9 protein-coding genes and 1 pseudogene are annotated in these 12408 nt (G+C 42.4%); all 10 read left to right on the forward strand.

Annotation, left to right across the window (positions count from 1 at the left end):
- Positions 1-23: 23 nt before the first annotated feature.
- Complete coding sequence (locus tag DXC10_RS03005) at positions 24-1817, forward strand: RagB/SusD family nutrient uptake outer membrane protein (RefSeq protein WP_101542246.1); 1794 nt, start codon at positions 24-26, stop codon at positions 1815-1817.
- A gap of 18 nt (positions 1818-1835) precedes the next feature.
- Entirely contained in the window at positions 1836-3272 is a 1437-nt protein-coding gene (locus DXC10_RS03010; protein ID WP_101542247.1) for a starch-binding protein, read from the forward strand.
- Positions 3273-3276: 4 nt separating this feature from the next.
- Positions 3277-4632 (forward strand): alpha-amylase family glycosyl hydrolase, encoded by a 1356-nt coding sequence (locus tag DXC10_RS03015; RefSeq protein WP_233519855.1) that lies wholly within the window; start codon positions 3277-3279, stop codon positions 4630-4632.
- Between the two features lie 5 nt (positions 4633-4637).
- Positions 4638-5972, forward strand: a complete 1335-nt coding sequence (locus DXC10_RS03020; protein WP_233519856.1) for an alpha-amylase family glycosyl hydrolase — start codon at positions 4638-4640, stop codon at positions 5970-5972.
- Between the two features lie 13 nt (positions 5973-5985).
- On the forward strand, positions 5986-8127 hold the full coding sequence (locus DXC10_RS03025) for a glycoside hydrolase family 97 protein (protein ID WP_101542248.1): 2142 nt from the start codon (positions 5986-5988) through the stop codon (positions 8125-8127).
- Between the two features lie 263 nt (positions 8128-8390).
- Positions 8391-9767, forward strand: a pseudogene (locus DXC10_RS03030) (family 10 glycosylhydrolase); the annotation flags it as partial.
- A 63-nt stretch (positions 9768-9830) separates the two neighbouring features.
- Positions 9831-10427 carry a carbohydrate-binding family 9-like protein gene (locus DXC10_RS16385; protein WP_180949176.1) on the forward strand — a complete coding sequence of 199 codons (597 nt, stop codon included), beginning with the start codon at positions 9831-9833 and terminating at the stop codon, positions 10425-10427.
- Between the two features lie 108 nt (positions 10428-10535).
- Complete coding sequence (gene prfB / locus DXC10_RS03035) at positions 10536-11651, forward strand: peptide chain release factor 2 (RefSeq protein WP_101542250.1); 1116 nt, start codon at positions 10536-10538, stop codon at positions 11649-11651.
- A 134-nt stretch (positions 11652-11785) separates the two neighbouring features.
- The gene (locus DXC10_RS16390) at positions 11786-11923 is read left to right on the forward strand and encodes a hypothetical protein (protein ID WP_180949167.1); all 138 of its coding nucleotides are present in this window, start codon (positions 11786-11788) and stop codon (positions 11921-11923) included.
- 9 nt (positions 11924-11932) lie between these two features.
- Positions 11933-12403, forward strand: a complete 471-nt coding sequence (locus tag DXC10_RS03040) for a CYTH domain-containing protein (protein ID WP_101542251.1) — start codon at positions 11933-11935, stop codon at positions 12401-12403.
- The last annotated feature ends 5 nt before the right edge of the window (positions 12404-12408 follow it).

Here is a 12408-nt window from a genome sequence, read left to right on the forward strand (position 1 = left end):
GAATCATTCAATAGAACGAAAATATGAAATACATAAAATATAATTGGCTGTTGCTGGCCATCCTGAGTTTTTCTTTGTCGTCCTGCTTCGACCTTGATGAAGAAGTGTTTGACAGAGTGGATTCTAAGATTTATTATCAAGATGAGAAAAGTGTGAAAGGTGCTGTTGCCTCTATCTATCAGACCGGAGCGATGAGCTACATTGAATATTTCTGGTATCTCCAGGAATTTTCAGCCGACCAGGTTGCCTGGCGTTCATGGAACGGTGGCTTGTGGGGATATGATGAAGCGGAGAAGTTTGTACTCTCTACTCATACATGGACTCCTGATTCAAAAATTATCCGTTCCACCTGGGAGACGGCATGGACCACTATCGGTCTTTGTAATACGTTACTTGCCGATTTGGAATCATTGGAACCTGCTTCATTGAAGATGACCCCGGAGAAGATGAAAACTTATATCGGTGAGGTACGTACCCTTCGCGCATGGGCTTATTATAATATTTTCGAAATCTGGGGAGGTGCACTTCCGCTGAATATTTCGGTAGGTACGGATATACCTCCTACGGCAGATGCGGATTTTGATACGAGCTGTAAGAAAATCTATAACTTTATTGTAACGGAGTTGGATGAGTGTGTCAACGACCTTACTACGAATAATGTGAACCGTATGAATCAGGCGGTGAACCGTATGATTAAAGCACGTTTATTGCTGAATGCCGAAGTATTTATCAAGGAAGACCATTACAGCGAATGTGCAACGCTTTGCCAGGATATTTTGGACAATAAGTACGGTACTTACTCTGTAGCGAAAGATTATCGTGATATCTATTCCATCAATAATATCAACTGTCCGGAGGTTGTAATGGCTTTTGCGTTTGAGGTGGGACAGTTGAATGGAGGTTGGATGCGTGATATGCCTTTCTTGCCTTACAATATATGGGAATACTTTAATGGTACCTATACACAGAGTCCATGGAACTGTGTTTGCTTGACTCCTTCGTTTGATAACTCCGGAAATGTCAATTCATACGGTGGGACAGATAATCCGGTATGTTTCCTGGATGCCCCTTATAATGATAAGTTGGGTGCTGTTTATGAGCGCTATGATGATAGAGATATCCGTAAGCAGAACTACGTATATGATGAGGCTGCCGGTAATTATAGAGGTATGTTCTTGAAAGGAGCTCTTAAGGCTAATTTTGGCAAGGGAGAGTCTATCAAAGCGGATGCCGACCGTGACGGGCAGCCTATAGTCTATGTAGACCAGGTAGGTACATTTATGAATAAAGGACGTAATTTGGAAACTGTAATGTCACCACGGTGGGGCGAAACGACTTCGGGTGTACGATTGATGAAATATCCGGTTTATCCCGAGTCGGTAGGTATTGATTTTCAGGATATAGACGAAGTTGAGTTCCGTTTGTCCGAGGTGGTATACATGTTGGCTGAGTGTAAGATGCGTGCTGGTGATGCCAATGCAGCTAAGGAACTGGTGAACAGTGTACGTCAACGTTATTTTTCTGCGTCGGATTGGGCTAAAGTAAAGGATGAACCGGGACGTGGTTTTACAGCTTTCGACATGGACTGGATGCTGAATCAGTGGGGGCTGGAATTCCTGTCTGAAGGACGTCGCCGTCGTACGGATTTACGTCGTTTCGATAAATTCACTCAAGGTCAATGGTGGTTCTTTGGCAGAGCTACAGAAGACGGCAAGGTACTTCCTGCCCAACGTGACCGTAAATATGAATGGTATCCGCTTCCGTCATCAGCCTTGTTGGTGAATCCGGGACTGATACAAAATCCTAATTATCAATAACATTAAATCAGAATATCCATGAAGAAGAATATATTCTACTTACTGCTGTTAATGCCGTTACTGGCGTTCTTGGGCAGTTGCGATGATAAAGACGAGATTGTGTTTGATCATGAATTACCCCAATTTGAGTTGAAGGATAACGCTATCTTGCTGGAGGTGATTATGCCGCAAGGAACGGCTACAGATGATAAAATTTATATTGTGGGTGACTTCAATGGAGGAGAAGAGGCCATTGGTCAATTGGAATGGTGTCTGGAAAAAGCTGCAAATAGTGATGTGAAGTGGGGAATTTATCTGGCACCTTCTACATTTAAGAATGGCAAGACATTGGCTGACGGATTTTATTTTGTCTCCGAAAAGCAAGGGATGGAACGTACAGTGAAGAATGAGGATGTATCTCATACCTTGAATGTAGGTGTGGGGACGCGTACCAATGTAACGGTTTCACGCTGGGCGGCTTATTTTGAAGAAGAACCGGATGAAGTGACACATGATGGTTATGTCATTTATGTTGAAGATAACTCAGGTTGGGATGCTGTGGCACTTTATGCCTGGGGAAATGACCTGCCCGAACTGTTTGGTGCTTGGCCGGGAATACAACCTACTGGAACAGAAGTAAAGGATGGTGTTACTTATAAATATTTCGATACGGGAGATGCCAATAAAGGATTGACCTATAATCTTATTTTCAATAATAACAATGGTGGTGAACAGTTTGATGCAGCAGTTGTAACGTTAGATCGTGATTATTATCTGAGAATTACAAATACTGGTTATGAGGAGATAGATCCGAGTCAGACCATCACTCATGACGGATACGCCATCTTCATTGAAGATAACTCCGGTTGGGATGCACTTACGCTTTATGCCTGGGGAAATGATTTACCCGAACTGTTTGGCGCTTGGCCGGGAATTGTCGCAACAGGAACGGTTACTATCAAAGGAATTACTTATCAGTATTTCGATACCGGAAAAGCTAATGAAGGATTAACTTATAATCTGATTTGTAACAATAATAATGGTGGTAAGCAGTTTGATTTGGCAGCAGTAACTTTAGACCGTCACTACTATTTCAGTATAACAGACAGTAAAGGAACGGAGATTGATCCGGAAAATCCCGGAGGTGAAGAACCGGAATTAAAGGAAACGCATACTCTTTATGTAATAAATAATACCGGCTGGGATGCATTATCTCTTTACGGATACGCTAATGACACTCCTGTAACTTCAGCCTGGCCGGGTATGCAGGTGACGGGTACTAAAGAAATAGGAGGTGTTATATATACCTGTTTTGAGATGGCTGCTGAACTTACAAATACCTCTCTCACTCTGATTTTCAATAATAATGGAGGAGGAAGGCAACTTCCGGATTTTCCGGTTACACTGGATCGTGATTATTACTTGGAAATTACTGCTGATGCATGTACTGAGGTAGAAACTCCTTCTGGCAATTAAAAGAATGAAGAAAATGAAATTTAGGTATTATTTATTATTGATACTTCCGATGTTGTTACTGCACCTCTTTGCGGGGTGCAGCGATGACTCAGGGGGAGGAAATGGAGAGCCGGTGCCGTCGCCCGGCAAAATCGGTAATGAGGTGGTGGTTTATGAGGCCAATCCGAAAATTTTTGCACGGACTAATGCTTTGAATGCCATTTCTGCGCGATTGGATGAAATTAAGTCGTTGGGAGTAAATGTGTTATGGCTGATGCCTGTCTATGAACAAGGAGTAAAAGATGCCGTCGGTTCACCCTACTGCGTGAAAGATTATAAAAAGCTGAATGCCGACTATGGAACGGTAGACGATTTGAAATCTTTGGTTACGCAAGCGCATGAAAAAGGTATGCGTGTCATTCTGGACTGGGTAGCCAATCACACCTCCTGGGATAATGCCTGGATACAGAATAAATCATGGTACACACAAGATGCAGGAGGCAACATAATCTCCCCTGAAGGTATGGGTTGGGCAGATGTGGCTGATTTGAATTATAATAATCAGGAGATGCGTGAAGCTATGCTGGAAGCCATGAAGTATTGGATAGAAACTGTAGATGCCGATGGGTATCGTTGTGACTATGCCGAGGGAGTGCCTGATGATTTTTGGAAACAGGCTATTGATGAATTGAAGGTGATAAAAGGCGATGACTTGCTGATGCTTGCAGAAGGAGGTACGGCAACGTTGTTTACTGATGGATTTGACTTGGTTTACGGATGGAACTTCATTTCGAAATTACAGGATGTATTTGCCGGAAAAGCCACCCTGACAACATTGTATGAAGTGCATGAGCAGGAATATCAGGGAGTACCCGAAGGAAAACAACGGCTACGTTATTCTACTAATCACGATTTGGCGTCCGAGAAGTCACCGTTACAGGTGTATAAAAGTGAACGCGGTGCAATGGCTGCTTTTGTCATTGCGAGCATGATGGGAGGAACACCGCTTATCTATAGTTCACAAGAAATAGCCTATCCTCAATCGCTTTCCTTTTTCGACTACAGGCTGATGGATTGGGACTCCAATCCCGCTTATCTGAGTGAATATAAGCAACTGATGAAAATCTATCAATCTTCCGCTTCTTTGCGGGAAGGAAATTTGAAAACGTACGGAACAGGGAAGGTAGCTTCTTTTTACCGGGCGAATGGAGAAAAGGGATTGTTTGTGGTCGTAAATACCGCTGATGAGCTTTTGACAATAAAGACGCCGATAGAGCGCGCAGGTGAACGTATGAAGAATTTGCTGAATAATGAAGAAATAACGCTTCCCGCAACTTTGACTTTGGAAGCTTATCAATATTATATTTGGGAAAAAGAATAAACGCTATGAGAATAAAGGATATACTGTTTTCAATAGGGTTGTTACTATTGTTCTATGCATGTGGTGGTACTAAACAACCATTCAGGAATATAGTAGATGGAGTACCTGCTCCTGAAGATGTAGTGATGTATCAGGTGAATCCTCGCGTCTTTGCACCCGCCGCATCTTTCAAGGTAATAGGGGAGTATTTAGATTCCATTCGTAGGTTGGGAGTGAATGTGGTATGGTTTATGCCTATTAATGAAGTAGGAAAAGAAAAATCTGTCAATTCACCTTATTGCGTGAAGGATTACAAATCTGTAAATCCGGAATTTGGCACAATGGAGGATTTCAGGCATCTGATCGGTCAATGTCATGATAAGGGGATGAGCGTTATCATTGACTGGGTAGCTAACCATACTTCTTGGGATAACGCCTGGATGGAACATAAAGACTGGTATACACAGGATGATGAAGGAAAAGTGGTTTCTCCTGCCAATACGGGTTGGAAAGATGTTGCCGATCTGAATTTCGACAATCAAGAGATGCGTCTTGCCATGATTGATGCCATGAAGTTTTGGGTAGATAGTGTAGGAATAGATGGCTTTCGTTGCGATGCGGCCGATTTTGTTCCGTATGATTTCTGGAAACAGGCCCTAGACTCGCTTCGTGCCATTCCGGGGCATTCTTTACTGATGTTGGCCGAAGGAAAGAGGAAAGACCATTTTACTGCCGGTTTTGATATGAACTACGCGTGGGATTTTTTAGAAGGAACTCGTGATGTATTCCGAAAAGATACTTGTGCTTCTACATTGTTTGATATAGACCGTGCGGAATACGACTCGCTTTCTGCCGGAAAGATAAAGCTCCGTTTTACTACCAATCATGATGAGATGGCTAAGAGGTCTCCCATAAAAGAGTTTGGCAATGAACGTGGTGCGATGGCTGCATTTGTTCTGTCTACGTATTTGCATGGCGGTGCTTTGATTTATGGTTCACAGGAAGTGGGTTATCCTGAACGGATAGATTTTTTTCATTATTGTCCAGTAGACTGGAAAGCGGAACCTGCTTTGAGGGAAGAGTTCAAAACATTGGTTCGGCTTTATAATGAATATCCTGCTATTCGTAAAGGTAACCTGAAGACTTATCCGGATTGTAACGTATTGGTATTTGAGAAAGAATTGGATGAAGAGTGTTTTCTCGTATTGGTAAATGTACGGAATAGTAATCAGACTGTTTCATTGCCGGAAGCATACAAGGGAAGTTCTGCCAGAAATATATATACGAATGAATCGGTAGAACTGACAGATACACTGACTTTGGTGCCTTATGAATATAAGATTCTCGAAATAAATCATTAAAATTGAACAAACCATGATAAGAATAACGATTTTAGGCCTGTTGCTATGGCTCGTACCGCAAATGTTTGCCCAACCATTGACTTCACCGGATGGAAATTTGCAGTTACACTTCCAGCTGGATAAAGGTGTACCTGTCTATCAGCTTGAGTATAAAGGTAAGAAAGTCATTGCTTCAAGCCGTTTGGGACTGGAAATGGAGGAAGCTTCCTTGGCGGATGGTTTTTCACAAGTGGATACAAAGAATATTTCTTTTGACGAAACCTGGGTACCGGTTTGGGGAGAATACAGCCGTATACGCAATCAGTACAACGAGATGGCTGTTACTCTGGTACAGAGAGAAAATAAAAATCACACCGTACTGCTTCGATTCCGCTTGTTCAACGACGGATTGGGTTTTCGTTATGAACTTCCCGAACAGGAAAGTATGAACTATCTGACGGTGAAGGAAGAATGTACAGAGTTTAACCTGACGGGTAACCATAAAACTTTCTGTATTCCGGGAGATTATGATACGAATGAGTTTGCCTATACCACAGCTCCATTGTCGGAGATAAGGGAAGGAATGGAAAAAAATCTTCGGAAAAAAGGATATGAGTCACGGGCAACTTCGTTTACGGTGCAGACTCCACTTATGATGAAAACGGTTGACGGACTTTATATCAATATACATGAGGCTGCTTTGGTGGATTATTCTGGTATGTTGCTGAACGTAGATGATAAGGCTTTCCGTCTCAGCGCCCATCTTACTCCCGATAAATTGGGTCGGAAGGGATATCTGCAATTACCGTGTCACACTCCTTGGAGAACGGTTATTGTCAGCGATGATGCCAGGGATATTCTCGCTTCCCAATTGATTTTGAACCTGAACGAGCCGTGCCGGTTTGAAGATACTTCCTGGATCAAACCCCAGAAATTTGTCGGTGTGTGGTGGGAAATGTTTACCGGTCAGGGCAGAACATGGGCATATAGTGATTATTATAAAGCCAAACCCGGTGTTACAGATTATACTGCGTTGACTCCCAACGGCCGCCATGCAGCCAATACCGCCCATGTAAAGGAATATATCGATTTTGCTGCGGAAAATGACATTGATGCCGTTCTTGTGGAAGGCTGGAATGAGGGTTGGGAAGACTGGGCTTCGTATCGTAAAGATCGCCAGTTCTTGTTTACTAAACCTTATCCCGATTTTGACATTAAAGAATTACAGCGTTATGCTTCTGCTAAAGGTGTACGTATCATGATGCACCATGAAACTTCTGCCAATGCGGCCGACTATGAACGGCAGTTGGAAGGTGCCTTCCAATACATGGTGGACAACGGCTATAATTCGGTGAAGACCGGGTATGTGGGCTATATCATTCCACGAAGTGAATATCATTCTTCACAATGGATGAATAATCATTATATCCATGTGGCAAAGCGTGCGGCGGAATATAAGATTATGATAGATAGCCATGAAGCGGTACGTCCTACCGGTTTGTGCCGCACTTATCCCAATTGGCTTGCTCAAGAGTCTGCCCGTGGCGGGGAGTTTGAATCAATGGGAGGGAATGATCCCGACCATACTACCATTCTTCCCTTTACCCGCTTGAAAGGTGGACCGATGGATTATACGCCGGGTATCTTTGAAACTCGTTTAAGCTATTATGGTGACGGAAAGAAAAATGAACGCGTGCATACTACATTGGCAAAACAGCTGGCTTTGTATCTGACCATGCCAAGCCCGTTGCAAATGGCTGCAGACCTACCTTCCAACTATCGTCGTTTTATGGACGCTTTCCAATTTATCAAAGAAGTTCCGGTAGATTGGGCGGATAGCCGTTATCTTGAAGCTGAACCGGGAGACTATATTACAGTTGCCCGCAAGGCCAAAGACCGTGATGAATGGTTTATAGGAGCAATCACCGATGAAAATGCCCGTACAGCGGTTATTCCTTTCGATTATCTCCCTGCTGGAAAGAGATACATCGCCACTATCTATGAGGATGGTAAAGATGCCGACTGGGATACTAACCCACAAAGTTATCGTATCCGTAAGGTGATAGTAACCAATAAGAGTATTTTGAAACAAAAGCTGGCCCGTAGTGGCGGGGTAGCTATTAGCCTGAAAGAAACCACGAAAGAGGAACTCAAGGGTTTGAAAGAAATTAAGTGAAGGAAATTTTCCTGCATTTAATATTAAAGTTAACAATAGGGGAAGCACGGGCCGGGAGGTTCGTGCTTTTTTATACCCGATTATTGTCTTTTCTTTTTTTCAGCTATTGAGGAATAGAAAGAATGAAAGAATCTGTCAAGTGGAATTTGAATTTATTAACAAAAAAATTATCTTCTTCTTTAGGGATTGAGACTTATAACCTGTTTTATATAAAGGAAACACTGTTATTTAACCTGACACTTCAAACTTAAAATATAAATGCGATGAAGAAATTTCTTTTACCACTGTTTTTACTGTTATTTTTATCAGTAGGTGTATGTTCGTGCCGGCAGCAAGCGAATGAAACTATAAAGGTATATCCAATGTTCTGGACATGGCTGGACTATCGTCCCGGCATGAATTTCGATTCTATTTGCGGAGTGATGAATGAACTGGGCATGGAAGGTGTTTTGCTGAATGCACCTACGCCCGATGATTACCGAGTAGCGATACCTATTGCTCATAAACATGGCATTGAAGTGTATGCATGGTTGTGGACTATGAATTTGGAACACGACCGTGACCGGATATTGAAAGAACATCCTGAATGGTTTAGTGTGAACCGGAATGGAAAAAGTTTGGCCGACACTACAGCTTACGTAGATTATTATAAATTTCTTTGCCCTGCATTGCCTGAAGTACGGGAGTTTATCAAAGATAAAATAAAATCCTATTGTGAGGTGGAAGGATTGAATGGGATTGCTATAGACTATCATCGCTTTGTCGATGTGGTACTTCCTACTACTTTGTGGCCTCATTATGATATTGTTCAGGATCGTGAATATGCAGCATGGGACTATGGTTATCATCCTGCCATGCTTGAAAAATTCAAGGAGCAATATGGCTATGACCCTCGCGAACAAAAAGATCCTTCACTCGATATGAATTGGCGTCAGTTCCGTTGTGATCAGATTACTGAAGTTGCCAATATGATTGCTGGAGTAGTACATTCTTATGGAAAAATGATGGCTGCCTCACCGTTTCCGACTCCGAAAATGGCTTCGCGTATGGTACGCCAGGATTGGGGTAAATGGGATCTGGATATTGTATTCCCGATGGTTTATCATACATTCTATACCGAAGATGTCAGTTTCATTTCAGACTGTACGGTTGAGAATGTACGAGATAAGAATAAACGTACGATCTTGTACTGCGGGATGATGGCAACCGATGGACCGGAAATGTTTGAGTGTATGGATGCTGCTTTGGACAATGGAGCGCAGGGTATTTCCGTTTTTACAATAAACGGTTTACGTTCCCCTGAAATAAGGAAACAGTTCAAGACTTATACGGATAGTGTGAAAGCTGTACGTACTACCAATGGCAGATTGATAAAGGTCTCTCATCCGGCTGTAGCCGATGCTGATCCTTTTAAACATGAGGGTGTCATGAAACGGGTGGAACGACGTATGCAGCAGATTATAGCTGGGACGGCAGGAGAAGAAGGGCTTGTCCCGTTGGCGTTGGGTGAATATAGATTGAATGATTATTACGATGCGACCAGGCATTATCAGGTAGTGGATAATAATAGTGGAACTGCCTTTGATGTTACTTTCTATTTCTATGGGGACGTATTGTCTGGATGGGATGTTACGAAGGCAAGGCAGGAGTCAAAGCAATTATGTATAAAAAAGATAAGGTGTTCCGCTACTCCCGAAGCCGATATGGTTCCTTCCTTACTGGATAAAAACAATATAGAATTTCATCCTATTGATGTGGTCAATTGGAAAGATTTTCCATATAAACCGGAAGTCAGTTTCCGTATTGCCCATACCGGTAAATGTATATTACTTCATTATAAAGTGAAAGAAGAGAGTGTACGGGCTATGGCTACCGGAGATAACGGTCAGGTATGGGAAGATGCTTGCGTGGAATTCTTTGTATCGCCAATGTCGGATAGTTGTTATTATAATTTAGAATGTAACTGTATCGGCAAGTTGTTAATTCAGGGTGGTCCTTTAAATAACCGTCCGTTGGCAAGTAAGCAGATATTGAATGCGGTGAAACGCTGGAGTTCGTTGGGGAATAGATCTTTTGAAGAACGCGCCGGGGAATGTGATTGGGAACTGGCGCTGGTAATACCTATTTCGACTTTCTTTTTGCATTCATTGGATACACTGGATGGAAAAACGATGAGAGGAAACTTTTATAAGTGTGGCGATAAATTGCAAACCCCTCATTATCTTTCGTGGAGTTCCATTGGTTTGGAACGTCCCATGTTTCATTGTCCGGATTATTTTGGGACGCTTTTTTTTGAATAATTCAGAGAGAATAGTTTTTCGTGGTATGACTTATTCAGCTGATTGCAGCGGAATTATGTGTTTTTTTCATACCTTTGCGCTCCAAAAGATAGAATTTGAAGAAAGTATATGATTACCATTGAACAACTGAAAGATATCAAGGAGCGTACCGAAGCGTTGAATCGCTATCTGGACATCGAAGGAAAGAAAATTCAAGTCGAAGAAGAGCAGTTGCGTACTCAGGCACCCGGCTTTTGGGATGACCAGAAGAGTGCTGAAGCCCAAATGAAGAAGGTGAAAGGTTTGCAGCAATGGATTTCCGGTTACAATGAAGTCAAGACCATGGCGGATGAACTGCAACTTGCGTTTGATTTCTATAAGGATGAATTGGTGACGGAAGAAGAGGTGGACGAGGCTTATGCAAAAGCATCTACTGCTGTAGAGGCTCTAGAACTTAAGAATATGCTTCGTGAAGAAGCTGATCAGATGGATTGTGTGTTGAAGATCAATTCCGGTGCCGGTGGTACAGAAAGCCAGGACTGGGCAAGCATGTTGATGCGGATGTATGTGCGCTATGCCGAAACTCACGGATACAAAGCAACCATTTCCAACTTGCAAGAAGGTGATGAAGCCGGTATAAAGACTTGTACCATTGAGATTGCCGGAGATTATGCTTATGGTTATTTGAAAGGTGAAAACGGTGTGCATCGTTTGGTACGTGTGTCTCCTTATAATGCACAGGGTAAACGCATGACTTCTTTTGCTTCTGTTTTCGTGACTCCGCTGGTGGATGATACGATTGAAGTAAACATCAACGTAGCCAATATCTCATGGGATACTTTTCGTTCCAGTGGAGCCGGTGGACAGAACGTTAATAAGGTTGAGTCCGGTGTTCGTTTGCGCTATCAGTTCAAAGACCCTTATACCGGTGAAGAGGAGGAAATTCTGATTGAAAATACCGAGACGCGTGACCAGCCTAAAAATCGAGAAAATGCAATGCGCCAGTTGCGTTCTATCTTATATGATAAAGAACTCCAGCACCGTATGGCAGAGCAGGCGAAGATAGAAGCTGGTAAAAAGAAAATCGAATGGGGTTCACAGATACGTAGCTACGTATTTGATGACCGTCGTGTGAAAGATCATCGTACCAATTTCCAGACTTCGGATGTGAATGGAGTAATGGACGGGAAGATTGATGGCTTTGTCAAAGCTTATCTGATGGAGTTTGCCGGAAATGGCGAATAAATAATCATCTTATAAATATATCCTCGGGAGATACCTGTTTTTCTTCCGGGGATTTTTTCTTTTCGAAATACTTGGAAACTTCCTGAATTTCCTTTTACTTTGTTTGTCGTTGAACTTTAAACTATAAAAATACCATGGGAAAGAGTAAAAAGAAAGTAATGCACAGCCGTAAAGAGGAGCAACAAGCAAAGAAAGTTTTATTGATTATTGGAATTGCTGCTTTGATATTAGTATTTGCTATGTTAATAGGATATTCCTTCTTAGGCAAATAAAAACATTTTATGTCTCAGGAAATAGAGAGGAAGTTTCTAATAAAAGGAGAATATAAATCACAAGTTTATTCCCAAAGTCGTATTGTGCAGGGTTATATCTGTAGTGCACGGGGGAGGACTGTACGGATACGTATCCGTGACGGAAAGGGATATCTGACTATTAAGGGAGCATCCAATGCTTCGGGTACCAGCCGCTATGAATGGGAAAGGGAAATTCCTCTCAATGAGGCGGAAGAATTGATGAAGATATGTGAGCCGGGAGTGATTGATAAAACACGTTATCTGGTGCGTAGCGGTAAACATGTTTTTGAGATAGATGAGTTCTATGGAGAGAACGAGGGACTTGTTGTCGCTGAGGTAGAGCTCGCTTCAGAAGATGAGGCTTTTGAAAAGCCCGGTTTCATAGGGCAGGAAGTAACGGGGGATATTCGTTACTACAATTCGCAACTAATGTTACACCCTTATAAAAGTTGGCTGTAAGAGGT

The organism is Bacteroides sp. OM08-11 (genome assembly GCF_003438665.1).
In the GTDB taxonomy this organism is placed as follows: Bacteria; Bacteroidota; Bacteroidia; order Bacteroidales; family Bacteroidaceae; genus Bacteroides; species Bacteroides cutis.

Bases quoted from the DNA above. Each gene is read 5' to 3' on its own strand.
- DXC10_RS03005 (WP_101542246.1), top strand. From the start codon at position 24: ATGAAATACATAAAATATAATTGGCTGTTGCTGGCCATCCTGAGTTTT.
- DXC10_RS03010 (WP_101542247.1), top strand. From the start codon at position 1,836: ATGAAGAAGAATATATTCTACTTACTGCTGTTAATGCCGTTACTGGCG.
- DXC10_RS03025 (WP_101542248.1), top strand. From the start codon at position 5,986: ATGATAAGAATAACGATTTTAGGCCTGTTGCTATGGCTCGTACCGCAA.
- prfB (WP_101542250.1), top strand. From the start codon at position 10,536: ATGATTACCATTGAACAACTGAAAGATATCAAGGAGCGTACCGAAGCG.
- DXC10_RS03020 (WP_233519856.1), top strand. From the start codon at position 4,638: ATGAGAATAAAGGATATACTGTTTTCAATAGGGTTGTTACTATTGTTC.
- DXC10_RS16390 (WP_180949167.1), top strand. From the start codon at position 11,786: ATGGGAAAGAGTAAAAAGAAAGTAATGCACAGCCGTAAAGAGGAGCAA.
- DXC10_RS03015 (WP_233519855.1), top strand. From the start codon at position 3,277: ATGAAGAAAATGAAATTTAGGTATTATTTATTATTGATACTTCCGATG.
- DXC10_RS16385 (WP_180949176.1), top strand. From the start codon at position 9,831: ATGGTTCCTTCCTTACTGGATAAAAACAATATAGAATTTCATCCTATT.
- DXC10_RS03040 (WP_101542251.1), top strand. From the start codon at position 11,933: ATGTCTCAGGAAATAGAGAGGAAGTTTCTAATAAAAGGAGAATATAAA.